The following is a 25,303-nucleotide window of genomic DNA, read 5'->3' on the forward strand; positions in this document are numbered from 1 at the left end:
TTAACCGAATAGCTCTAAATAAAATTAGTTCGAACTATTGGCTTAGGAGCATAGTTATTATGGTTGAAGTTTAAGAAGTATAAAGCACAATTATTCGTTAAATGAATAATTGTGCTTTAATTAGGATATGGTAAGTGCAAGTTATAAGCGTATACAAAACACTAACGATTATGATATCAAGGATTTCATATTTGATTGGACAGAATTGTCGGCAATAGGAATTGTTATCGGTGCCTTCAACGCAGACAAACTACTTGGTCTGATAGTATTTGTACGACACCCAGATAAACAGTATCTGTTCAATGAAATTTTCAATGTTGAAGTAATAAATTCTTACCAAAGTAAAGGCGTAGGCTCTAGATTACTAGCTTTGACTATGATTGATTCTGAAAATTATAATTTTGATGGATATGTACAACTAAAGTCTAAAACAACGGATGTACAAAATTTTTACTTACACTTAGGTGCTATTAACAACGGTGGACAGAGGATGCTATTTGAAACCGAAGCAAGTGCCAATGTAATTGATAAATATTTGCCACAAGGAGGTTATGTTAATGGATTATAAGAAGACTTTATCTAAGCTCAATGAATTGAAACAAGTGATGTTTAACAACACTGATAACACCGTTGCTTACCATAAGGCTGGACAAGAATATGATAATATTTTGTTTAAAAACATGTCATTTCGAGAATATACATTTCTAGTGCAAAATATGACACATAAACCGACAACCGAAGATGATGCTAAATTAGTTGCGGCGTCTTCGGACAATAAAAACCTTAGCGAAGTTGTAGAACTAACAGACCAAGCTCAGTTAGCATACGCAATAAAATGGTATCGTCAAGCACGTAAGATGACTCAGGGGGAAGTTGCTAGAATTACAGGCATTTCTCAAAGTCAGATAGCTAAAGCTGAGAGTGCTAAGACAGATATTCCTTACTCAGGTGCTTCAAAAATTTTAAAAGCAGTTGGGAAACCTATCAGATTTGCATAATTAAGATAATACACTAAGTACTCGTGAACGTGAGTATTTTTTGTACATTTTTACCTTGATAAATATCCATATATATGGGATTCTTTATACGTGGGTTGGCTGCTACGGATTGTTAATTAATTTGGTATTTTTGAATGTTAATAGGGATTACTTAAAAAGTACCTGTTAACCAACATGTATTTAAATTTTGGGATTAGATTGCTATAGCTTATTTGTTAACTATACTCGAAGTGTATAGTTATGGTAAAATCCACATTTTTATTATTTTTTTTGATACAATGACTTTGGATTATGTTATTTCAATTATTGTATTTGTAGAAAAGGAAAACAAAAATGAAAACAAAAATTCGTTATTTTTATTTATCGGGGTTAACTTTCGCCTCTGTAATTTCATTTAGTGTTATTTCACCAGTAACAGTAGCCTTTGCTTCTCAAAATGTTTCTTCGGGAGCACAAGTTGCTAGTAATGAAGATACTGCTACTGATAATTATTCTAAATATGATAAGTATGTTAAAGTTGTTGATAATCGCTATGTTCTTTCTATTCCTAATGATGTAAAAATTGATGAAGCTACTATAACAAAAATTAATACTCAATTGGTAGAAGTAAACGCAACAGTCGATGAATCAGGTGTAAAAATTAATCCAGTAACAAAAGTAGCTATAATTAATTCTCCTGTAACTGGCAATACTATGTTACGTTACTCAGCAGGTAGAAATGGTTTTGAAGTACATTGGAATTACGTAAAAATATTTATTAGTAGGACCGACTTAAATAAATTTAAAAATATTGGATCTGGTGCGTTAGGTGCATGGATAGGAGCCCGTGGAGGGGTAGCTGGAGCTGTCATTGGAGCTGCTGTTGGCGGTATAATTGCTGAATATGGGTCTTTCCCAGGAGGTATGTGGTTCAATTATAATTATTTTTATAGGTCTGTGACTAATTATGGATGGCAATAAAACTTTATTAATTATACTGGCAGCAGTTGGAGCTGGTATAGTTAATGAATATATTATTCCATGGGATAATATTATTCATAATAATCTAATAATATTATTATTAAAAATTGTTGTTCTTTCTGGAACATTATTCATAACAGGTAAAGTGTTAAAGATAGACAATAAAAGTTAAAAATGATTGAATTTATTTACTTACGGTTCTATAGCTTAACATAATCCATCTCATGTAAACTAAAAAGCGCCTCGCCTATACTTGATAGGTGAGGCGCTTTTTCTGTGATCGGAGTTTGTGATTTTTGCTAAAATAAATTGGTACACCTCTCAGAAAGCCGTTATTACGCTTTTAAGTGCTTTTGCAATTTAAAATTATGACAATTACTCCTATACTATATTATCTCGAATTACGCCCTAGAAAGAAAGTAGTCCGGAATTTCAGTATAGGAGCAGTATTATAGTCGTGATTTTTATAACAAGCAAATGCCATTATGGCACATTTATTTACAAACTGGCAAAGTATAATTAAAATATAGATGAATTTTTCATGAAAGAATGTTTCTAGCAAAAGGAGTATAAGAGTGATATAATTTATACAGATAGTAATATTAAAAAGGGGATAAAAATGATCAAGTTATTAAAAAGTAGTTGGGGGAATCTGCCAAATAATCAGATGTTATTTATAAAAGCTTTTGTGCAGGTTTTTACTGTGATTGGTATCGTGCAAGTATTAATGAATATTGTTTCTCATGATTTTTTGATTGCTGAGTTTGATCAGGTAGCTATTTTTTCAGTTATTTTTAGCATGATACTCGTCAAGGGAGAAGTACCTTCAAACCTCAAATAATTAACACGTGTTATTATCACTTCCAGAGACGAACAACCAAGGATTGTAATTAGTTAGCGTCATGATATGAAAAAATACAAGAAAAACCGTTATTTACCAAAATACCGTGCATTAAATATAGCGTTTATGATGTTTATCATCACAATAGTACCAGAGGTGTTCAAATTCAACATTTGGTCAATGCCGTTTGTTTGGTCATTTTTGTTATCATTAGTCCTTGCGACGATTAGCTATTTTTTATATTATTTTTATTTGACTAAAACGCAGCACGGTCGGCAATTTTTGATAAAGGCTAATGCAGAAGTTAAAAGAAATTATGATCAAACGCACAATACTCAGAAGGAGGAATCATGAGGTCAGCTATTAAATGGTATACTGGTGGACAAGAAAGAGGCAAAGCTGCGCTAGAACTGCTCACACAATTACGTCAGCAAGTAGATGGTGCGGAGTATGTTGCATTACAGGAAATTTTAGCCAGTTATTTTAAGGAAATTAAAACAGAAACAGGATCGATACCATTGATACTTAGCAGAATGAACCTTGATATATCGCGTGTCATGATTAATAATCATATCGTACTACCATCGGATGCACAAAAAACGTTAAAAAAATTAACTGAACTGAGTCAAATTAGGTATGGCTATTAATGTTAATGCGATAATTGATAGCATTATTATAACATATTTTTTAAAAAAGTCAATAATATATTTTAGCCTAAAAATCAAAAAACTTGTGTAAAATCCGTTATTTCCTTTTGCTATAATGTGTGTTAGAGGCTGATAAAAATTGAAACGAAGTTCTCACTAGGGGTACCTATACTTGAAATCTGACAATGCCATTTAAAAAGTGCATGTGAGATTGGACGGTATAGGTTTTTTTGACCACTAATTGTCATTTCTTCATCAAGGTATATGATAGTATGATGCCAAAGGGTATGATTGAGATAGGTGGTAGCATAAATAATATAACGAGAGGCGAACGTTATGGTAAATCACATGACCTTAAATCACTTTGTGACAAAAAGTGAGACGAATGAAGCATTGACACTTGATCCCAATGCGTTATTAGCGCATCATTTAATGATTGTCGGTGCGACGGGTAATGGCAAATCGACATCATTATTATCATTAGTAGAATCATTACAGCAGATTGAGCAAACAACGATTATTTTTGATGCCACGGGAGAGTACAGTCAAATACCACATGCCATTACCTATACTTTGGGTGAGAATGCTAATTTGGATTTTTCAGAAATAGACGCTCATGATGTGGCCGACATATTAGGCATCTATAGTGATCGCTTAATCCAAAAAGTGGCGATGGCAATCGAATCACTGAGAATTCAGAAAAACATCATCAAAAATACGGGGACTTACATCAAAATTAATAAAAGGTTAACTACATTTGATCAGGAACAGCAACAATTGTCAGTTTTTGGTTATGATTATGATGCCACACTGTTGATGTCACAAATGATTCAAGAATTTGCGGTACCATTTGGTGATTCAAAAGCCAATTATGAGTTATTAGGGCAAGAAATTGATTACACAGCTGTTAGATCACAGTGGGGGGAACTATTGAGTGGGCAATCTCGGGTAGGCAATCCGACTTTAAACCGTGTCTTTAATATGCATCATCATACGCATGATGTACCTCGAGCAACGCAGACAGATATATTTTATATTTTAAGGTTATTTTCAGAACACCGTAGCCAGCAGCGTACACTAGTTATTGATGTCAGTCAGTTAAAAGCGGGCAGTTCAGTTAGCCGATTAGTGTTATCACTGTTGCTAAAAAAGTTATTGCTTATTCGAATGGCTAGTGCGTCACGCTTCCCAATCACAATCTTTCTTGATGAAGCACATCGCTACATGCCAGAGAGCCAAGAACAACTTAATGATACGGGCTTATTTAAAATATTGCGTGAAGGACGGAAGTACGGTATCTATTCAGTGGTTTCCACACAATCACCACTGGATATGCCTGCACAAATCAGCGGGCAATTTGGGAGTTTACTTGTCCATCAATTAAACAATCCAGATGAATTACAACAAATAGGTGTCTTAAACAATGGGATTGATTATCATCATTTAGCTGTTGGGCAAGCCGCACTTAAAAAATACCAGGATTCTGACACAATGCTGGTTAATGTCGTGAATCCAACGACTAAACATGATACAGCCTCGCCAGAATTTAGGTAAAGTTAAAAAACGATAAATGATGTGAACTCACGTCATTTATCGTTTTTTTCATGGTAGGGGGCAAGTAGGCGACTATTAATTAAAATATCAGCCAATTCAATCGGTGATTCAGGTGTTTCTTTTTGTAACCAATGACCAATAATACTAATGATGCTGTTGACGAGCAACACATGTTGATAATCATGTGGCATCATATTCTCTTCATGGATAAAAATATTGTCATTATGCAATGTAATTTGTCTATCCATAAGCGCTTTTAATTGATATAAAAATTGTGGATCACCATTTTTAGAAAGCAATGCGTTAAGTACAATTCGGTTCTGATCAAGATAATCAAACGATTGGATAATACTTTTGTAGGGAGAATAGTCTAATCTATTGGCTGCTTGTTCATGCTTATGGCTATCTACCCAATAAATAGTCTTATCAAGATTTGTCTGCATGAGTTGCTCCATGTTTGCAATCAATTTTGTTTCGATTTTTTTTAGAAGGTCATATTTATCTAAATAATAAATATAAAAAGTACCACGACTCAGCTTAGCGACACGCGTGATGTCTGAAACAGTGATATTAGTAAATCCTTTAGTATCAATTAGTGACACTAAAGCGGATACAATTCGCTGTTGTGTCGCTTCGTTTTTTTCCTGTCGATTCATGGTCTGCTCCGTATATTATTAAACATTTTTTGACAAATTGTACATTGATTTTCTGGTTGTTAATGACTAATATAAACTATAGTTCTTTAAAAATCAACACGTTGTTCAAAAAGAGGAATATAAAATGCTTAGTATCGAGTGGAAAAAAATTTGGAAGAATAAGTTTATGGTTGTTGTTTTGATTGCCATTATGCTCATTCCTTCAATTTATGCTGTTGGGTTTTTAAAATCAATGTGGGATCCATATGGCAAGATTAAAAATTTGCCTGTTGCAGTCGTTAATGAGGATCAATCAGTTGTTTATCATGATAAAAAATTAGCAGTTGGTGATCAGTTACAAAAAAAATTGGAAAAATCAGATGCCATGAAATTTAGTTTTCCAACTAAAAAAGTTGCAGCGTCTGGGTTATCTAGTGGTAAGTATTACATGGTAATGACTATTCCAGAAGATTTTTCAAAAAATGCAACGACATTAATGGATAAACAGCCTAAAAAAATGGTGCTGAAATACAGTACAAGTGCTGGGCATAGTTTTATAGCAGAAAAATTCTCAAAGTCTGGTGCTGAGAGTATTGCTAGTGCCATTTCAACAACAATTACGAAAAATTATGCAGAAACGATGTTTAGCCAAATTCAGACAATGGGAAACGGTTTTTCGAATGCAGCTAACGGCAACAAAAAATTAGCCCGTGGTAGCGAACAATTAAAAGTTGGGAGTGATAAGCTCAACACTAATTTGCAATTACTGAGTACTAGTACATTAACTTTCAGTAATGGCTCGCATACTTTAACACAAGGCCTGGACCAATATTTTAACGGTGTGAGTCAAGTCGCATCCGGTAGTACTAAGATAAGTTCTGGGCTCAATCAATTGTCAGGTAATGTTTCCAAGTTAAACAACGGCATGGGAAAATTATATACAGGTTCTGCTCAGTTAGACTCAGGGATTGGACAGTACACGGTAGGCGTTGATCGTGTCAATCAAGGGGCTAGTGCTTTAAATCAAGGGGCACAGCAGCTAGCAGCTAGCAGTGGAACTGTTGGTTCAGGTGTCAAAGCACTTTCTGATGGCGCGGCTGCTTTGCATCATGGGGTCGTTCAATATACAAATGGCACAACAACTGCTTACAAAGCGAGTGAACAAATCTCTAGTGGTTTGGCCCAGATGAACACAGCCTTAAATAGTCAAGACTCAAAAGAAAAAATGCAACAATTACAAGCTGGCTTACAAGCGTATCAAGCTGGCTTGGCACATTTAAAAACATCGCTGAATGGGAATGACAATCAAAATAGTGATGTGGTGAATCAAATGACCACCAGTATGACCAATTTAGCAGATAACTTGACCACAATGAGCCAATACATCAGTGAGACACAAACAAAGTTGACTACTGTGGCTCAAGCACAACATCTGACGAGTGAACAGATACATGCGCTTGAAAGTGCCATGTTACCAAGTGATGCGGTGAATGCATCACTAAAATCAGCGACGCATAATCTACAAACGTTGCAATCACAATTACCAGCGTTATTACAAACAAATAATGTCACATTAAAACAAGCACAGACGAGTGTTGATAGTCTAGCTAACAGTTTTGGTAATGGGACAGAGGGTACAAAAACAGTCTATGGTGGAATCAATAGCCTAATAGCTTCTATGACAGCAGTTCAAGGCAATGCAGCTCAGCTGACAAATGGTGCAAACCAACTGACTGGTGGGTTATCACAAATTGATCAACAATCGAACAAATTACTGACCGGTGCAACGCAATTAAATAATGGATTGGGACAACTCAATGCCAATATACCAGCGTTAACAAATGGTATCAATGCGTTAGCTACAGGTAGTTCGAAACTTAATACAGGGACGCAAGCATTATCTGGTAGCAATAAGAATCTGAACACAGGTGCCCAAAAACTGACTAATGGTTTATCAGACGTGAACAAGAATATGCCAGTACTGGATCATGCAGTATCCCAATTAGCCACTGGCAGTAATCAAGCCACTCATGGCCTAAGTCAGTTGACCAATAATAATAGCAAACTATTAGCTGGGTCTCAAAAATTATCTCAAGGAGCTGTGAAAATCTCTGATGGGACTCATAAATTGGCTGACGGATCAGGGCAACTAGGAGATGGCATTTCTAAAGTAACAGATGGTAATAGCTTGTTAGCTAGTAAGCTGGCACAAGTTGGCGAAAAGGCGAGCGATGTTAAACCATCGCAAACCACTTATCGTCAGTTAGCTACGCCAACGACTACAAAACATACTGAAAAAGATAATGTGCCAAATAATGGGACAGCCATGGCACCATATATGTTGTCAGTTGCACTATTCGTTGGCGCCGTTGCCTTTAATTTTATGTTTGATTTGGTAACGCCTCTTAAATATCCTAAAAAAGCGATCAGTTGGTGGGCTAGCAAAATGTCTGTCTTGTATCCGTTTGCTTTTCTTCAAGCAGCGGTTATGTATGTGGTAGCGTTGACGATTGTTGGTATCAAACCTGTTAATTATGGGGCAACTTTTGTTGTCATTGTCGTGACTTCCTTTGCATTTATTGCAGTGGTTACTGCCTTGAATTTATGGTTTGGTAAAGTGGGTTCTTTCCTCGCTATGATTTTGATGATTGTGCAACTAGGTGGCTCGGCGGGGACGTATCCAATTCAACTATCCAATGGCTTCTTCGAAGCGATTCATCCTTATTTACCAATGACATATTCTGTCAACGCACTACGTGAATCATTGATGATTGGTAACTCTGCTATGCCAGATATTCTCGTTTTGCTTCTTATATTTGTTTTATTTACGCTGATCATGATTGGTTTTTATATGACAAAAAAGCGACATTTGAAAAAAATTAATTACCGAAAAGCTTAAAATAATTGATGTTATTTACTGGCCGTTAGTATTGAATTTAAGTTCAATATTAACGGCTTTTTATGATTAAAATTGTCCGCAACCAACAGTTGCAAGCACAGCAAATAAAGGGTTACAGTAATATTGATGTGATGGTTTCAAAAAATGCTGCTTCATGTATAATCAAATTCGTAAGTGTTAGAAATTAAATATATTCGGAGAAAATAGCACATGAAAAATGTTTTTAAATCGCAGCTGAGCTTGTTGCGACAGAAAAAGAACTTGTCACAGGAAGCCTTAGCTCAGAAATTATACGTGTCTCGACAGTCTGTATCGAAATGGGAACATGGTGATGCGGAACCAGACATTGCTAAATTAATTTCATTGGCAGAAATTTTAGCAGTTGACTTAAATTTCCTATTGTCAGGTCAGCAGAGCAATGAGGATTTGATTATACAATTGCAAAAAATAAGCAAAAAATTTAGCAAGACGGTACTCAAAGAAATTAATTTATCAGTCTATGGTCGTGACCGAATTGCACTGTTGGGTGCTAATGGCTCCGGAAAGACAACAATCGTTAATACAATTATTGGGTTGATTAAGCCTGATAGTGGGCAAGTGAAACGCTTTTTTAATCCGGTTCACGATCTAAGTGTGATGCCGCAAGAAAATGTACTCATTGAAACCTTAAAAGTACAAGAGCATGTCATGCTCTCAACGAAGATTCAAAAACAATATTCACCGTTATTTGTGACTGAAATGATTGAAAAGTTTAATCTCAATGAACAATCGCAGGTGATTATTAGCAAATTGTCAGGTGGTCAAAGAAGAAGACTAGCTTTGTTGATCAGTTTACTTAAACCATCAAAATTATTGATTTTAGATGAACCAACAGTGGGGATGGATTTGGAATCAATTGATTTTTTCTGGCACTATCTGGATCATGTAGGGGGTAGTGTGATAACAATTACACACGATTTTAATCAAATTGATCAATATTTTACGCGTGTTGTGTTGTTGAAAGATGGTGTCATTGCGAAAGAAGAATCAGTTGCAGCAATACATGCCAACAACCAAACCATTGAACAATGGTATCGTCTTAATAATCAGGAGGTTGGGTAACATATGATGATATGGTTAGATATTAAAGAAACTTGTCGAAACAAGCGTTTTTTGTTATTCACACTGATTTTTCCACTAGCGTGGTATGTGATGATGATCAGTATGGCCAAGGCATCGGGGTTTTTCACCACGGCAAACGCTTATTTGTGGTTAAGTGCTGCCTGTGCAATTGGTATTGCTGGCAATGCTGTGGTCACTTTTTCTAAAAAGATCAGTCATACCAGAAAATTTTATCAATTGCAGAACCTGACATCAGAGTATAGCATGAGACATTGGCTGATAGATCAAATGAGTGTACAAGTGATATTGAATTTTGTCATTTGTTTTGTGATAGTCATGGCTGGTTTATTGATGCAATCGCTAGTATTTAATTTGAATCTGGTTCTTATGCTAGGGCTATTTTCTTTAATGGGTATCTATTTAAGCGCTATCGGTTTTCTATTAGGTATTTTTTTAGATAGTCGGACACTTGATGCGCTCGGTATGCCTTTGAGCATGGGATTTGGGATGCTTATGATTCGACTTGATACATGGTTGTCTGGTACTGTGGTCGAGATTATCACGGTGATTCAAAAGTTTTTCCCCGGTTATTATTTGTTTGACATCGTACAAAAAATGATTTTAAATCAAAATTTTAATCATGCGTTATTACGTTTTGGGTTGAGTAGCTTAATGATTGTGATACCTTTCGTGATTATAGGCATTGTGCAGCATCAAAGTCCTGTCAGTGGGGGAATAACTAATGATTAATCTGCATCAGTATTTAAAAAGCCAGTATGAATCTGGGGTATATAGTCATTATGATGTACAAGCAAAACAGCAAGTTACTGATTATGATTTAGGCTGTCAACACGCTAGGCAAGACTTTTCAAATCATCAGTTACATCATTATCCTAGCATGTTGTTACGATTTGGAAATTTGATATTACGAGGTAAACTAATCGAAATTGTGTTATTTGTTCAAGGATACAATGATCAAAAGCGTGCTTTGCAAAACAAATCATAGCATGATAAAGCCACATAAAAAGACGAGAAATTGAATTCTCGTCTTTTTATAATATCGTTGTTTTTTCAGGTTGATTACCACGTAAAGCAACGTAGAATTCTGCTCGAATAGCCATGGTATAAGGTAACGTAAATAAGTTGGCTAAACCAAATGTTGCGAAATTCAAGAAGTACCAACCAATCAGGCTCAAATACATGATAAATAATTGGCCTTTATGGTCTGTCATTAATTGTTGAGATTGTGCGATGTAGTATTTAGCTGATTGAATATCGCGTCCAGCATGTAAGTCATCACGATATAGGTATACCGCCTGTGAGTAGGAAAAACTCTTTATGATTCCTGGAACAACGAAGAGTAATGTCCATAATAATGTATAGATGGCGCGTAAAAAGGCAATCTGAAATGCTGTGTTAGTTAACAAGCTCAGCCCTGCTTTAATTGGTGATTCAGGGGTTCTGTCAGATTCGTGCCAATCAATAAAACCACTGACTGTACTTTCCGTAAAGAAATCACTAATGGCAGCTACTAATGCAGCGAATGACATCATAATAGCGAAAAAAACGAAGCCAACAACGATAACGGTGAACCAATTGTCTTGGAGAAAGTGTCCCATGTCATTGGCTGCTTTGGTGATTGATTGTGCTGTAGGATTAACATTTTGCGAAAATGTCACATCGCGAGAATTATGATCTGACATCACGCCAAATACAGTGAATATCATCGGAACTAATGATAGTAAAAATGCGGCTTTAAAGTGAGTGGTGACACGAGACCACGCGGTTTGCTTAATTTGTCTGTTAGTTATCATATTGTTTAAATTACTCCCACTAATTGTAACACAATGGTAACAATAAAAAGAAGTATTTGCAAGTTAAAGCTGTTAATAATGGGTAAATTGTGGTGATTATCGTTGTTTATTGATATGGCAAAAGCACCGATTATTGAGCATTTCATTTTCTGGCGTGGCTAAAGGTAGTTACGTTAAACTCACACCCATGACTGATTAAGTCCTTGTTCATGTGATATTAACGTACAAAAAATTTGAAAGTTCACATATCACAGATATTATCTGGTATAATGAACGTATCATGAGTTGATAAAGAGGCAGATGAGCGCGTCAAAGAAAGTTAGTGGTTGCTGTAAACTAACCCGCCGTTGTCTTGAGTTACACAACATAAAAAAGATGACGTATGCCGCGATAAGGCATTTTAAGTGGTAGGTCCGATGACTTACAATTTAGGTGGTACCACGGTAAAAACCGTCCTATGTTTATAGGGCGGTTTTTATGATACATAAAAAGGAGAAAAAATATGAATTTTATTGAAGAATTAAAATGGCGCGGGGCATTAAACCAAGTGACCGATGAAGCAGGGTTGCTTGAAGCCATGACAAATGGCAAAATTGGTGCCTATGTTGGTACCGATCCAACTGCAGATTCATTACACCTAGGCCATTTAATTCCATTTATGGTCTTAAAGCGTTTCCAAAATGCTGGTGGCAAGGCTGTCATCATTATAGGTGGTGCGACTGGTGCGATTGGCGATCCGCGACCTACAACAGAGCGTAAACTATTGACGCAAGAACAATTGTCCGAAAATGAAAAAGGCATTACAGCACAGGTTACTAAACTATTCGGTGATCGCGATACACGTATTGTTAACAATAATGACTGGTTAGGAAAGCTAACACTCACAGACTTTTTACGTGACTATGGTAAATTGTTCTCCATTAATGTTATGTTGAAAAAAGATGTTGTGGCGTCACGCTTGGAAACGGGTATTTCTTTTACAGAATTTACGTACCAAGTGTTACAAGGTATTGATTTTCATGAATTATGGCGTCGAGAAGATGTCCAATTACAAATCGGCGGATCTGATCAATGGGGAAATATCACTTCAGGTATTGATCTTATTCATTCGCTTGAGGGAAATACAGCAAAAGCATTTGGTTTGACAATCCCTTTGATGACTGATTCAACAGGTAAAAAGTTTGGTAAGTCAGAAGGTAATGCGATTTGGTTAGATCCTAAAAAGACGTCACCCTACACATTCTACCAATTCTGGTTGAACCAAAACGATGCTGATGTTGTTAAATATTTGAAATATTTTACATTCTTAACTGTTGAAGAAATTGACGCATTAGCCAAAGAAATTGATACCAATCCTGGTGCACGTCAAGCACAGCGTCGCTTGGCACAAGAAGTGACTAAGTTTGTCCATGGTCAAACAGCTGTTGACGAAGCTGAACAATTATCAAATGCTTTGTTTAGCGGGGATGTTGCAACCCTATCAGCGGCACAAATTGCTGACGCTTTTGGTGGGGTACCAAGTTTTGACGCAACGCCTGAGAGCAAAAATGTGGTTGACTTCTTGGTTGATGGTGGTGTTGAGCAATCAAAACGACAGGCCCGTGAAGATGTGACTAATGGTGCGATTACAATTAACGGTGTCAAAGTAACAGATGTCACGACTGAAGTAACGCCAGCAACCCATTATGACGGTAAATTTGTATTGGTGCGTCGTGGTAAGAAGAAGTATTTCCTAGGTAAAGTACAATAACTCAGGGCACGCTTTTGGCGTGCTTTTAATTTAAAGTGTATAATGATGGCAATAATAAAAGGAGTTTATGATGAAAATTTTAATGTACAACAGTGTTGATAAAGAGATTCCCTATGTTAAGGATTGGGAAAGTAAAACGGGACATGAAGTGACCACTGTGCTTGAACCATTGTCGACAGACAATGTTGATCAAGCACAAGGATTTGATGCGGTTACGACACAACAAACAACAGATGTGCCAGCACCCATCTATCAAAAGTTAGCAAGTTATGGCATCAAACAGATTGCTTTACGCCAAGTTGGCTATGATGTTTTTGATTTGCCAGCTGCCTTTAGTAGTCATATCCGTTTATCAAATGTTGCTGCCTATTCACCTCGAGCGATTGCCGAATATACGTTGACGCAATTGTTTAATATTTTGCGTAACAATAAAAAATTTGATCGTGCCATGGCTACCGGTGATTATACTTGGGCAGCGGGTGGACAAGCACGAGAGATTTATCAGTTAACAGTTGCAGTGATTGGTGTTGGTCGTATTGGCACTGCTTTCGCACAAATGTTGCATGCATTGGGTGCCAAGGTGCTTGCTGTGGATCCCGTTTATCATGCGCAAAATGAGGCTTTTCTCGAATACACCACCTTGGATGATGCATTGTCACGTGCTAATGTCATTAGTTTTCACACACCATTAAATGATGAAACGCAAGGTTTAGCAGATCAAGCATTCTTTGATAAAATTCAACCAGGGACAATTATGCTTAACATGGCTCGTGGCGGTATTGTGGATATGGGTGCTTTAGAGTCAGCTTTGCTATCAGGTCAACTCTATGGCGCTGCTTTTGATGTCACGCCCAATGAAACTGAATTCATGGATCAAAAGCAAGCTGTAACAGATTTGCCAGCAAACATTCAGCGCTTGATTCAATTAGATAATTTTTATTTGTCACCCCATATCGCATTTTATACAAATACAGCGATTAAAAACATGGTTGAAATTGCACTAAATGATGCGGTTACTATGGTGAATGGTGGACACACCGAAAACGAAATTTTGAGGTGATCATATGAAAATCGGATTTATTGGAACGGGTGTCATGGGGACAGGCATCATTAATAATTTTTTGACAGCAGGTTATCAAGTAACGGTTTTCAATCGGACACAATCTAAGGCAGAAAACGTTATTTCGCATGGTGCTGTTTGGGCTGATACACCAGCTGATGTGGCGCGTGCCTCGGACATCACGTTTACGATGGTCGGTTATCCCAAAGATGTTGAGGATGTTTGGACACGAGCGGATGGTGTTTTTGCTGGTGCAAAAAGTGGTGATATTTTAGTTGATATGACGACATCCACACCAAAGTTAGCTGAACAGTTGGCTCAAAAAGGTGACAAGTTAGGCTTTCAAGTGTTAGATGCGCCTGTTTCAGGTGGTGATATTGGTGCTAAAAATGGCACTTTATCTATCATGGTTGGCGGGGCAGCGACAACTTTCGAACAAATTTTGCCAGTTCTTCAAGCTGTTGGGAAACAAATTGTTTTGGCGGGCTCGGCTGGCAAAGGGCAACATATGAAAATGAGTAACAATATAGGTGTTGCAGCCACTGTCATGACGATGGCAGAATCGATGGTTTACGCAAAAGCAGCAGGCCTAAATATGACCGATGCTTACAATGTGTGGCGTAGCGGTGCAGCAGGCTCATGGTCTGTTACAAATTACATGCCACGTGTAATGAATGGCGATTTTGCTGCCGGTTTCTATGCTAAACATCTGTTAAAAGACCTTCGTATCGCACTTGATGCGGCAGCCGACATGCAGATTGATTTGCCAGGTGCAAAATTAGCAGAAAAGCTGTTTGCTCAATTAAGCCAAGAGCACGGGGATGAAGGCGTGCAAGCGATTGTTAAGTTATGGTCAGAATTTCAATAATACGCTAATTGTTTCACGTGAAACAATAAACATTGATCATGTGTGAGAAAATAACTGAAATATATGGCATGAAATCAAAAAATCATCGAACACTCGACTGATGTCATGATGCTCAAAAAATAGATTAACTGTCTTTTTTGAGCATCATTTTTGCTTTAAAAGCTAAAGACATCAAGTCGATTAGAGGAAGTTTAAATGACAGAAATAAAACAACAGACCATGATTGGATATCAAACTAACCATTTTAAAGTACGATTAGTGATTTATTTGAGTTATATTGTACAAGGATTTGCACTAATCATCTTAGCACAGACTGTCCAGCAATTGAGTACATTGTGGCAGAGTTCTATAGCCAGCGCAACGGCCGTTGTTTCGGCCATTGGTATTGGTAAACTGATTGCTTACCCGATTTTGGGCGAACTATCTGACCACTTAGATCGTAAAAAGCTACTCACTATAGCAGCAATGACCTATATTTTATTTTTCACGTTTTTGCCACTGACACATACTATATTTTTAGCGGTTGTTGTGACCACGTTGGCAGGCTTGGCTAATGCAGCTTTAGACGCGGTTGCATATCCAACATTATTAGAAATTAATCATGGTAAATCAAGTGGCAACGTGTTAATAAAAGCGATGATTTCACTGGGTGAAGGCTTGCTACCTATTATATTAGTAACATTAATTAATCAAAATATTTGGTTTGGGTGGTTATATTGGTTAGCAACTGCAATTTTGGTTATCAATCTTGGCATTATGCTGTCTATTAAATCTGATAAATTTTATACATTAAAATCTCAAGTCACGTCAAAAGTGAGTCAAAATAAAAGTAAATGGCAGTGGGACATCACCAAAATAATTTTCTTGATTTATGGTTTTAGTTCGATGTGGCTCATGATTCATTTTACACAATGGGTCACACGCTACTTTCATGTTGTGCAGTCGTTTACGACGGTTAATTCTCATTTGCTCATGAGCTTTTATAGTATTGGATCGTTGGTTGGTGTGGGACTATTATTTTTAATAACGAATCAAAGATGGATACCCGAAGCAACATTACTTGTCGTCACAGCTATTGGGACAATAATAGGGCTGGCTGTCGTTGTTTCAAGTCGGGAAATGTGGTTTGCCAGTTTAGGGTGTTTTATTTTTGGTGTTTCTGCCGCAGGTGGGTCACTACAGTTGGGTTTGAGCCAATTAATTGCGCATAATTCAAAATTTGCTGGTCGTCTAACCGGCCTCTATTTTTTCTTCGGTAGTGTGGCTTTCTTCTTGATGCCAATTGTTACTGGATTGTTTGCCACAAAACACCTGGCAAGCATCATGTCCAGTCTATTCATTATTGCTGGCTTGAATTTGGTTATTGTCGTATTTAATGTGTTTCACGAACGCAGTTAATGAGTTCATATTAGTGTTTAAATCAATAAACCCCTGCTAATTGTACATTATGTGCAATTAGCAAGGGTTTATTTTGTTAGAAATATTTATTGGTTACTAAATACTTGTTTTGCCACGGCAATTGCGTTTAAAACGCGTGGAAAACCAACGTAAGGTAAGCAATGGATACAAATCTCAACAATTTCATCACGTGTGACGCCAACATTTAGAGCACCTTGAATATGAATGCGAAGTTGATTGGCCGTGTCACCTTGAGTAAGTAGTGCTGTCACAGTAATCGTTTCTCGTTGTTTCATATCTAAAATTTTTCGTTGGTCAGCCTCATCAAATGCTAATAAGGTTTTTTGATTCAAAAGTGGGGCGATGTCTGCTAAACTATCTGAAACCAATTGACTTGCTTCTTTGCCAATGACGGATTCGCGTATTTTTAAACCATTGTCGTAATTATCCATAATATGTTCTCCTGTTTTCATATGATAAAATAAGTATAAACTATCAAGTGAACTTTATAGCAAGAGGGGATAATATGCGATGATCAAAACGTATAAGATATCAGAAGTCGCTACTATAACAGGATTATCAATTCCCACTTTACGTTATTATGAAACATTGGGCCTGTTGAAACCAGTGCGACAAGAAAATAATTACCGGGTGTTTACTGACAAAGAGCTAAATTGGATTGATTTTATTAAACGGGCTAAAGCAACTGGTTTGCCACTGACTAAAATCATGACATATGCTAAATTACGTGAACAGGGACATGAAACGATTGAAGAAAGAGTTGCCATGTTAGATCAACAAGAGCAAATTTTACATGAAGAACAGAGTAAAATACAAGTGCATATTGATTTTCTAAAGAAAAAAAAGCAGTATTATGCACAACACATGAATGATGATGTATGACACATTAGTCACAATTAGGGGGGGAATAAAGATGACAAAATATAAAAAAATTTTAATACCAATTGCATTTGCACTAATGATCTTTTTAATAGGCTATGTACACAGTTACAAAGGTGTGACTCAGTCCACTGGTCATGCAACAAGAAGTAAAATTACACCGACGCTCTTTTTTCACGGCTATGGCAGTAGTTACAAGGCAGAGCAACAGATGACTCATTATTTGGTCGAAAAAGGTGATTCAAATACAATTATTAGAGCCAATGTTTCTAATCAGGGCAAGGTAAAATTAAGTGGCGTGATTGATAAAAAGGCAAAAAATCCTTTGGTTGAAGTGAACTATGAAAACAGTAGAAATACGAATTATCATCAAGATGGGCAATGGATGAAAAATGTCATTGTTGCGCTACAAAAGCAGTATGATATTCAGGAATTTAATGTTGTTGGTCATTCTATGGGCAATATGTCGATTGTTTTCTATATATTAGATTATTCGCATCATAACAAGTTACCTAAATTAACCAAACAAGTTAATATTGCAGGACATTTTAATGGTATTTTGAGGATGGACGATCGTGCCAATCAAATGGTATTGGATAGCCAAGGTAAACCACAAAAAATGAATGCGACCTATCAAGAATTACTGAAGTTAAGGACAGATTATCCTAAAGATCAAGTCAGTGTTTTAAATATTTTTGGTGATAAAAACGATGGCAGTCATTCTGATGGTTCTGTTAGTAATGCGTCTTCACAATCATTGCGATACTTGATTTCGAATCGGACGAAGTCTTATAAAGAATTAAAAATTACCGGAAAAGATGCACAGCATAGCAAGTTGCATGAGAATACGGTAGTTGATAAAGCGTTGAATCATTTTCTTTTTGAATAATTAGTTATAGCAAAATAACTTAATAATTGGATGCGATAATGTGGACCGAAAACTTGAGTCGTAAAGTTATCGTTTTTTATTGTTCAATAATTTACAACATAAATCATTTGATTTTTGTTTAGAATAGTTCTAAAATGATGGTTGAAGGTGTATAGCTACTACTCGTAACATAAAAGCTATTCATCTGCTGCTAATTGTTAATGTATAAGGAGGAATAGCAATGTCAAAAACAAAAATTATTATTGTTGGTGCTTCCCATGGTGGCCATCAATCTATTTTGGAGTTAACGCGTCAGTATCAAAACATTGATATTAAATTATTCGAGGCTGGCGACTTTATCTCGTTCATGTCATGCGGCATGGAACTTTACCTTGAAAACAGCGTCACTGACGTGAATGATGTACGTAATTTCCGACCTGAAGATGTTGAAAAACTTGGGGCAGAAATTTATAATAACCACGAAGTCACGGCAATTAATTCAGAAAACAAAACGGTTACAGTTAAAGATGTCAAAACGGGTCACGAAAAAAAATATAACTATGACAAATTAATCCTTAGTTCAGGTGTCACGCCTAATCAGTTACCGGTGCCTGGGAATGATTTAGAGAACGTCTATCTCATGCGCGGTAAAGATTGGGCAACAAAAATCAAAGCTAAATTGGAAGATCCAACGGTTAAAAATATAACAGTTGTAGGTGCAGGATATATTGGCGTTGAAGCTGTTGAAGCCAGTGTTAAAGCTGGTAAACATGTGACTTTAATTGACATGATTGATCGGCCGTTGGGAAATTATTTAGACAAAGACATGACACAACTTATCAATCAAGAGTTACTGAATAAGGGCGTTACAGTAGTTACTAACGTTCAAATTACACGATATGAGGGTGATGAAAATAATCAAGTAGTTGCCGTTCAGACGAATGAGGGTGAATATCCAAGCGACTTAGTGATACAAGCAGCGGGCATTCAACCAAATACTGACTGGTTAAAAGGGACAATTGACCTCGATGAAAAAGGTTGGATTAAGACGGATGAGTATCTTAGAACTAATTTACCAGATGTTTATGCTGTGGGGGATGCCGTTCTAGCTTACTCTATTCCAGCACAAACTAAAATGCCGATCGCTCTAGCTTCAGTTGTTCGTCGCGAGGCACGTTACATTGCAGCACATTTATTTGAAAAGACACCCGCAGTGCCATTTAGTGGTGTTGTTGGCTCCTCAGCGTTGAGCGTCTTTGATTATCATTTTGCTACTGCAGGTTTAAATACAACAACTGCTAAAAAAGTTGGTGTGACAATTAAAACAGCCTTTTATCAGGATACATTACGCCCTGATTATGTCCCTAATCAGATGGGTAATCCTAATGTTTATGCTAGTCTCGCTTACGATCCGCAAACACATCGTGTATTAGGTGGGGCGGTTCTTTCAACTCATGATATCACAGCACAAGGGAATGTTTTATCTCTAGCTATTCAACAAAAACTTTCCTTAGAAGATTTGGCGCAAGCTGATTTCTTTTTCCAACCTGGCTTTGACAGACAGTGGAGTTTATTGAACTTAGCTGCACAACATGCGCTTGGCGAACCACGTTTTTAAGTATTTCGATTGAATATGAATGTGTGACACATAGTAAAAAAGGTTGAAATTATATTTCAACCTTTTTTTGACTCATGGTGGTTAATAATTTTTAGAAAACGGTTGCAATAGCGCTAGATCCGCTACCTAGCGTGTAGATTTGACGGTAAGTTGATGGCATATCAATAATTGTGGTAATAACCTCTGCGACGTCTTGGCGGGGGATAGCTAGCTGACCCAAGTTTTGTTGACCCTCGGGTACAAGAGAAATATGACCCGTGCCAGGTTGGTTTTTCAAAGCACCCGGACGTAAAATTGTAAAATCTAATTGTGATTGTGTTAATATTTGATCTGCGTAGTGTTTAGCAATCATGTAGGGCTTGATACCTGTCTGATCCCAGGCACTGCGGTCATCGCTAGCTGCTGAGCTCACTAAAATGAATCGTTTAATACCAGCCAATTGTGCGGCTTCCATTGCTTTAACCGCGCCATCTAAATCAATAATCAAGGTTGCATCATCACCAGTGTTACCACCAGAACCAGCTGAAAAAATGATTGTATCAACATTTGCGGCCTTAAATTGTTCAGCCATTGTTTCAGGTAATACTGTTAAATCAAATACTTCAGGTACTAATAAAGGACTTTCAGAAAAATCTGTTACTTGGTTTAGATTTCTTAAACCGGCATGAACTGTGATCCCCTTGTCGATTAGCTTTGGTATCAATTGTTGACCAATTTGGCCGTGTGCGCCGATCAAAAAAGTTGCTGTCATATTAAACCTCTTTCTGTCATTTTGACTCAATGCTAACACGTTAGACTATATTTGTATACTAAAATGGTGGCGTTAATTAAATAATTCACCCTTGGATATCTTGTTTTGTCGTATAATTAACATATAAAGTCGTCAAGATCAGGTCTATTGAGGAGATGTTTAATATGATGATCAAAAGAGTTTTATTTTTTGACTTAGACGGGACGTTATGTCCGAATCAAGACATGCAGGTTGCACCAGAATTAATCCCTTTATTTCGTGAATTTAAAAATGAGGGCACGTTGCCGGTGATTGCAAGTGGTCGTAGTTTCTATGAAGTTGAGCCACTCCTAAACCAGTTAGAAGTCGATTCTTTTATTTTATCTAATGGCTGTTATGTGGTTTCTCAAGGACAAGTGATACAAAATTATCAGATGCCTACTGAGCTTATTCAATCTATTGTGAAAGTTGCTGAGAAAAATCAGCACGATGTTGGCTTTTTTAATCAGGTGGCGTATGCTGTGACTGGTATGAATGCTATGACACAAAGTCACATGGCTACCATACATTTAGATCATACGCCCATTGATCCGCTTTTTTACCAAAACCACACAACTAATTTTTTAAATATTTATTTAAATGATAAACAAGAGCAGATATACCATGATTTGTTTAATAAGCAGCTGAACATTATACGTTATGCGCCGTTAGCGATTGATATTTTGCCACGCGGCATTTCCAAATCACAAGCAATTAAAAAATTATTGACAAGTCATGAATTAACCGATTTGCCAACCTATGCTTTTGGCGATCAGAATAATGACTTATCAATGTTTGAAACAGTTGATTATGGTATTGCAATGAAAGATGCTATACCCGAACTCAAAAGCGTTGCTGCTTATACGGCAACGACAGATCATGGTGTTTTGGAGGGACTGAAACATTTTAATATTATTTGATTTTTTATTTTCAAGCAAGTATGTCATATTTGACATTAAATGAATGATCATTTATTATTGGATTATGAGGAAAATTGATACGAACAAACAACAGGCGATTCAACAAGCAGTTTATGATTTAGTAACGGCCGATGGGCTAACCAATTTAAGTATGAGTAAAATCGCGGACAGCGCACATGTCAGCCCAGCAACTATTTACATTTATTATGCTGATAAAAAAGATTTATTGTCACAAATGTATATGGCTGTGAAGTCATCTTTGGATCAAGGTTTGATGGAGACGATAAACCACGGCGTGGATGTCACGAGTAAACTCAAGTTGGCATTGCTGCACTTTGCTAAATTTTATGAAAAACATCCTAAAGAAATTTTATTCATGTGGACAATGCTGCATAATTCTACGGAAGTCAGTGAAGAAGCAAATGCCTTTTGTCGTCAACGTGCGGCCGTTGTTGTCGAGTTGATTAGCACTGCGATTCGAGAAGAATTATTGATTACAAGTGATATCTTAGAATTACAGGCATTGACTTTTGGTAGCTTATCCGACTATTTACAAAATGGTGGCACAAATATTGACGTGTTTGTTGATCACATTGTTGATCGGTTGATTGATTAATTTTTTTATTTTTCTGTTTAAAAGTGAACGTTCATTCAGCATATAAAGGAGTAGTAAGATGGGAAAAGTTGTTTTGATTACTGGTGCATCAAATGGTATGGGGTTTGATGCAGTCAAGTTATTTTTGGAAAATGATTGGCTTGTTTATGCAGGTGCGCGCCGTCTGGAAAAGATGGCACCATTGGCGCAATTAGGTGCTAAGACAGCGATATTAGACGTCACAGATCATCAATCTAACGTGTCATTTGTAGAAAAGGCTTTAAGCGAACAAGGGCATATTGATGTTTTAATTAATAACGCTGGTTATGGCGAGTATGGGCCGTTAGAGGAAATCCCGTTGAACACTGCGCGAAAGCAGTTAGAGACGAATTTATTTGGGGCAGCCGATTTAGCACAACTTGTTTTGCCTAGCATGCGGAAGCAAGCGTCAGGTCGTATTGTTAATATCTCTAGTATTGGTGCGAACTTATACACACCTTTGGGTGGTTGGTATCATGTGACTAAATTTGGATTGAGTGTGTGGAGTGATGTGTTAGACTCCGAAGTTAAGCCTTTTGGTGTACGTTCAGTTGTTGTTCAGCCAGGAATTACTAAGTCATCATGGAGTGATATTGCGTTTACTAATGCTAGAAATAATTTGCAACCAAATTCACCTTACGAAAAGTTGATTGGCAAGGTTAGTCAATTCTTTAAGCGTGCTAGTTCCGGTGCAACATCAGTTGATCTAGCAAAAGTCTTTTATCGCGCAGCAACAGATGTTAAGCCTAAACAACGGTATTTCAATTCAACAGCAGATCGTTTAACAGTTTACCTTGCGCGTAACCATCCCAAAATTTGGCGTGCGATCGTTAACCGCCTTGCTAAATAATAGACCAAATTAAAAGGCTAGTTATCGGTATATTACTGATAACTAGCTTTTTAATGAATCAAGTCAAGTCTGAATTGATATACTCACTGTTGCTAATTGTATGAACACGACGTGATATGCGATGTTTCGGTTAAAATATTAAATTATTATTTAAAAATAATGATATAATTTGCTTTAAGTTAATGACAGAGGGGCATAGAATATGAAAAATTATAATTTATATCAAGTTGATGTTTTTACAAAAAACAAGTTCGAAGGAAATCCAGCTGGTGTGGTGACAAATGCTGATGGTTTAAGTGAACATCAAATGCAACAGGTAGCTCGTGAACTTAACAATTCCGAAACAGCTTTTATATGTAAAAGTGAGAAGTACAATGCTGATATGCGAGTTAGATTTTTTACCCCGACCACTGAAGTACCTATTTGCGGACATGCTACTATTGGCGCCCAGTATGCTTATGCAGTTGAACACGATTTGGATAGCCAAACGATACAACAAGAAACTCAAATCGGAATATTACCAGTAGAAATCATTAAAGAGGAAGATGATTATAAAATAATTATGACACAGGGGGAAGTTTCTGTAGAAGAACCACTGAAAGAAGCATACGTTGTTAGTATTCTTAAGGCTTTAAAGTTGAATAAAAATGATTTAATTCCAGAAGCGCCAATTGCCATTGCATCTACAGGCCATTCTAAAGTGATGATTGGCATTTCCAGTAATAATACTCTGAATCATTTACAACCAAATTTTGAATTGTTAAAAGAAATCAGCAAAGAAATAAATTGCAATGGCTTTCACGTGTTTACCGTGAATCTGGGTAACGATCCGCTAATACATGGGCGTGTGTTTGCACCGATTAGCGGAATCAATGAAGACCCAGTTACTGGTAATGCTAATGGTCCATTAGGTGCTTATTTAGTAAAATACAACTTAGTAACAACCAATGGTTCTTCTCTAGAATTTAACGCTGTTCAAGGAGAAGCGATGAATCGAACTGGAAAAATGGGCGTACATGTTGATATTGAAAATGGGGCACCGGTTAAGGTACAAATAACTGGCACTGCCAATATTGCTTTTAGGACAAAAATCGAATTATGACTACTTTATTGTCTTCTGATACGTTGTAACTCATTAATATTGTCGAATTTTTTTACTCTGATGGTTTATTGTTGAATGATTGCTTATCTTACGACATCTTCATCGAAAAATGGCGCATGGGTTGCTGTTCTAGATGTCCAGTTACCGACTTTGAGATGGGCGTGCCCACGGTCAACAGGTGACACGATAGCATATTCGCGAGCATCAGGGGTGCCACTCAAATCATTGGGATTATTAGCGGTACCCTTTCTGAGTGGTGTGTTGAGATAGAATTCTGTTTCAGACTTGTCGTTGACACGTGTTGTATTTAATGTAAATGGCTCAGATGTCTTACCATATTTATTGGCTATTTTAACGGCTTCTTCTTCTGTAATATTTTGAGTAGCTTGTGTGTCCGCGTCTACTATTGACGTAGGAATATCGAATACATATGTTATGTCGGCTTGCCCATTAGATTCAACTGTAATCATACCGTACTTTGGTGTGGCTCTAATAATTGTTAAATTATAAGTTTTGTCATTGTGTTTTAAGCTGATTTTCCAGCCATTATCGCTAGGTACAATGCTAATTAAAGTGGCATTGTTTAAGTTGGGTACTGATGCGGCAACGTCTAAAATACGATTTTCATCAAATAATTGGGTTATTGGTGTAAGTTGACCAAAGGCACCGCCCAAACCACCAGTTTGTAGGACGATATGGTAATCAGTACCGCTAGCTACCAAAACACGTTCTTTTGACGCACTGCTACTACTGACTTGTTCTTTTGTTGTGCTACTTGTTTCTGATGATACTTTTGCCTTTTTTGAAGTCGCGCTGGCGGCTTTTTTAGTGGTTACAGCGCTGCTGGCCTGCTGGCCTTTATTATCTTGGTGTCCAGAGTAAAATGTAACACCTGCGATAACCGCTACGCCAATAGCGCCAGCAGATAGTGTGGTATACAATGTTTGAGTTTTCATATGTCATTCCTTTTTTATGTTGTTTATGGATTAAAATCTACGATTTGGCGTCACATTTGTGTTCGAGTGACTACTGAGATGGTTCAAAAAAGTTATATTATATAATATAAGAGACTTTTAGTAAAGCTATTACAATAACAATAGCTTTACTAAAAGTCTCT

General features: G+C 36.9%; 27 protein-coding genes. 22 read left to right on the top strand and 5 right to left on the bottom strand.

Translation table 11 applies throughout. The features are described 5' to 3' along the window. The first annotated feature begins 127 nt into the window (after positions 1-127). The 7 genes from LKI_RS03825 to LKI_RS03860 all read left to right on the top strand — a co-directional run bounded on the left by LKI_RS03825 (position 128) and on the right by LKI_RS03860 (position 5,000). On the top strand, positions 128-568 hold the full coding sequence (locus LKI_RS03825) for a GNAT family N-acetyltransferase (protein ID WP_013102844.1): 441 nt from the start codon (positions 128-130) through the stop codon (positions 566-568). Further along, positions 558-998, top strand: a complete 441-nt coding sequence (locus tag LKI_RS03830) for a helix-turn-helix domain-containing protein (RefSeq protein ID WP_013102845.1) — start codon at positions 558-560, stop codon at positions 996-998. The genes LKI_RS03825 and LKI_RS03830 overlap by 11 nt, the downstream gene beginning before the upstream one ends. 333 nt (positions 999-1,331) lie before the next feature. Beyond that, positions 1,332-1,958, top strand: coding sequence for a hypothetical protein (locus LKI_RS03835; protein WP_013102846.1), 627 nt, complete (start codon positions 1,332-1,334; stop codon positions 1,956-1,958). After that, positions 1,945-2,130: a hypothetical protein gene (locus LKI_RS03840; RefSeq protein ID WP_013102847.1), complete on the top strand. Its 186-nt coding sequence runs from the start codon at positions 1,945-1,947 to the stop codon at positions 2,128-2,130. The genes LKI_RS03835 and LKI_RS03840 overlap by 14 nt, the downstream gene beginning before the upstream one ends. A gap of 447 nt (positions 2,131-2,577) precedes the next feature. After that, on the top strand, positions 2,578-2,799 hold the full coding sequence (locus LKI_RS03845) for a hypothetical protein (protein ID WP_013102848.1): 222 nt from the start codon (positions 2,578-2,580) through the stop codon (positions 2,797-2,799). 350 nt (positions 2,800-3,149) lie between these two features. Further along, complete coding sequence (locus tag LKI_RS03855) at positions 3,150-3,446, top strand: bacteriocin immunity family protein (RefSeq protein WP_013102850.1); 297 nt, start codon at positions 3,150-3,152, stop codon at positions 3,444-3,446. 336 nt (positions 3,447-3,782) lie between these two features. Then, entirely contained in the window at positions 3,783-5,000 is a 1,218-nt protein-coding gene (locus LKI_RS03860; RefSeq protein ID WP_013102851.1) for an ATP-binding protein, read from the top strand. Between the two features lie 32 nt (positions 5,001-5,032). Here LKI_RS03860 and LKI_RS03865 read toward each other — a convergent pair whose 3' ends face one another. Beyond that, a complete protein-coding gene (locus LKI_RS03865; RefSeq protein ID WP_013102852.1) occupies positions 5,033-5,656 on the bottom strand; it encodes a TetR/AcrR family transcriptional regulator C-terminal domain-containing protein in 624 nt (207 codons plus the stop codon). A gap of 124 nt (positions 5,657-5,780) precedes the next feature. Here LKI_RS03865 and LKI_RS03870 point away from each other — a divergent pair, with 124 nt between their 5' ends. The 4 genes from LKI_RS03870 to LKI_RS03885 all read left to right on the top strand — a co-directional run bounded on the left by LKI_RS03870 (position 5,781) and on the right by LKI_RS03885 (position 10,641). Beyond that, positions 5,781-8,534 carry a YhgE/Pip domain-containing protein gene (locus tag LKI_RS03870; RefSeq protein ID WP_013102853.1) on the top strand — a complete coding sequence of 918 codons (2,754 nt, stop codon included), beginning with the start codon at positions 5,781-5,783 and terminating at the stop codon, positions 8,532-8,534. Positions 8,535-8,744: 210 nt separating this feature from the next. Further along, positions 8,745-9,635 carry an XRE family transcriptional regulator gene (locus tag LKI_RS03875; protein ID WP_013102854.1) on the top strand — a complete coding sequence of 297 codons (891 nt, stop codon included), beginning with the start codon at positions 8,745-8,747 and terminating at the stop codon, positions 9,633-9,635. Between the two features lie 3 nt (positions 9,636-9,638). Continuing rightward, complete coding sequence (locus tag LKI_RS03880) at positions 9,639-10,385, top strand: multidrug ABC transporter permease (RefSeq protein ID WP_013102855.1); 747 nt, start codon at positions 9,639-9,641, stop codon at positions 10,383-10,385. After that, on the top strand, positions 10,378-10,641 hold the full coding sequence (locus LKI_RS03885) for a hypothetical protein (protein ID WP_013102856.1): 264 nt from the start codon (positions 10,378-10,380) through the stop codon (positions 10,639-10,641). Before LKI_RS03880 ends, LKI_RS03885 begins: the two co-directional genes overlap by 8 nt. A 46-nt stretch (positions 10,642-10,687) precedes the next feature. Here LKI_RS03885 and LKI_RS03890 read toward each other — a convergent pair whose 3' ends face one another. Next, positions 10,688-11,449, bottom strand: coding sequence for a DUF975 family protein (locus tag LKI_RS03890; protein ID WP_013102857.1), 762 nt, complete (start codon positions 11,447-11,449; stop codon positions 10,688-10,690). A 502-nt stretch (positions 11,450-11,951) separates the two neighbouring features. Between LKI_RS03890 and tyrS the strand changes: the two genes are divergently transcribed. The 4 genes from tyrS (at position 11,952) to LKI_RS03910 (ending at position 16,525) form a co-directional block, all read left to right on the top strand. Then, entirely contained in the window at positions 11,952-13,199 is a 1,248-nt protein-coding gene (tyrS, locus tag LKI_RS03895) for a tyrosine--tRNA ligase (protein ID WP_013102858.1), read from the top strand. A 70-nt stretch (positions 13,200-13,269) separates the two neighbouring features. Next, positions 13,270-14,259 carry a D-2-hydroxyacid dehydrogenase gene (locus LKI_RS03900; RefSeq protein ID WP_013102859.1) on the top strand — a complete coding sequence of 330 codons (990 nt, stop codon included), beginning with the start codon at positions 13,270-13,272 and terminating at the stop codon, positions 14,257-14,259. 4 nt (positions 14,260-14,263) lie between these two features. Continuing rightward, positions 14,264-15,127 (top strand): NAD(P)-dependent oxidoreductase, encoded by an 864-nt coding sequence (locus tag LKI_RS03905; RefSeq protein WP_013102860.1) that lies wholly within the window; start codon positions 14,264-14,266, stop codon positions 15,125-15,127. Positions 15,128-15,322: 195 nt separating this feature from the next. After that, the gene (locus LKI_RS03910; RefSeq protein WP_013102861.1) at positions 15,323-16,525 is read left to right on the top strand and encodes an MFS transporter; all 1,203 of its coding nucleotides are present in this window, start codon (positions 15,323-15,325) and stop codon (positions 16,523-16,525) included. 86 nt (positions 16,526-16,611) lie between these two features. Here LKI_RS03910 and LKI_RS03915 read toward each other — a convergent pair whose 3' ends face one another. After that, entirely contained in the window at positions 16,612-16,977 is a 366-nt protein-coding gene (locus LKI_RS03915; protein WP_013102862.1) for a carboxymuconolactone decarboxylase family protein, read from the bottom strand. Between the two features lie 79 nt (positions 16,978-17,056). Between LKI_RS03915 and LKI_RS03920 the strand changes: the two genes are divergently transcribed. From LKI_RS03920 to LKI_RS03930, 3 genes are all read left to right on the top strand, one after another. After that, positions 17,057-17,428, top strand: a complete 372-nt coding sequence (locus tag LKI_RS03920) for a MerR family transcriptional regulator (RefSeq protein WP_013102863.1) — start codon at positions 17,057-17,059, stop codon at positions 17,426-17,428. A gap of 31 nt (positions 17,429-17,459) precedes the next feature. After that, positions 17,460-18,314 (top strand): alpha/beta hydrolase, encoded by an 855-nt coding sequence (locus LKI_RS03925; protein ID WP_013102864.1) that lies wholly within the window; start codon positions 17,460-17,462, stop codon positions 18,312-18,314. A 220-nt stretch (positions 18,315-18,534) separates the two neighbouring features. Next, positions 18,535-19,911, top strand: a complete 1,377-nt coding sequence (locus tag LKI_RS03930) for an FAD-dependent oxidoreductase (protein WP_013102865.1) — start codon at positions 18,535-18,537, stop codon at positions 19,909-19,911. Between the two features lie 91 nt (positions 19,912-20,002). Here LKI_RS03930 and LKI_RS03935 read toward each other — a convergent pair whose 3' ends face one another. Beyond that, on the bottom strand, positions 20,003-20,662 hold the full coding sequence (locus tag LKI_RS03935; protein ID WP_013102866.1) for an SDR family oxidoreductase: 660 nt from the start codon (positions 20,660-20,662) through the stop codon (positions 20,003-20,005). Between the two features lie 164 nt (positions 20,663-20,826). On the opposite strand from LKI_RS03935, the gene LKI_RS03940 reads away from it, so the two are divergent. The 4 genes from LKI_RS03940 (at position 20,827) to LKI_RS03955 (ending at position 24,186) form a co-directional block, all read left to right on the top strand. After that, the gene (locus LKI_RS03940; protein WP_013102867.1) at positions 20,827-21,600 is read left to right on the top strand and encodes a Cof-type HAD-IIB family hydrolase; all 774 of its coding nucleotides are present in this window, start codon (positions 20,827-20,829) and stop codon (positions 21,598-21,600) included. A gap of 43 nt (positions 21,601-21,643) precedes the next feature. Then, the gene (locus LKI_RS03945) at positions 21,644-22,216 is read left to right on the top strand and encodes a TetR/AcrR family transcriptional regulator (RefSeq protein WP_013102868.1); all 573 of its coding nucleotides are present in this window, start codon (positions 21,644-21,646) and stop codon (positions 22,214-22,216) included. A 58-nt stretch (positions 22,217-22,274) separates the two neighbouring features. Further along, complete coding sequence (locus LKI_RS03950) at positions 22,275-23,084, top strand: SDR family NAD(P)-dependent oxidoreductase (RefSeq protein WP_013102869.1); 810 nt, start codon at positions 22,275-22,277, stop codon at positions 23,082-23,084. Between the two features lie 202 nt (positions 23,085-23,286). Beyond that, complete coding sequence (locus LKI_RS03955; RefSeq protein ID WP_013102870.1) at positions 23,287-24,186, top strand: PhzF family isomerase; 900 nt, start codon at positions 23,287-23,289, stop codon at positions 24,184-24,186. 83 nt (positions 24,187-24,269) lie between these two features. Here LKI_RS03955 and LKI_RS03960 read toward each other — a convergent pair whose 3' ends face one another. Then, on the bottom strand, positions 24,270-25,142 hold the full coding sequence (locus LKI_RS03960) for a YfgM family protein (protein ID WP_013102871.1): 873 nt from the start codon (positions 25,140-25,142) through the stop codon (positions 24,270-24,272). Positions 25,143-25,303: the final 161 nt, after the last annotated feature.

The organism is Leuconostoc kimchii IMSNU 11154 (assembly GCF_000092505.1).
GTDB classification, from domain to species: domain Bacteria; phylum Bacillota; class Bacilli; order Lactobacillales; family Lactobacillaceae; genus Leuconostoc; species Leuconostoc kimchii.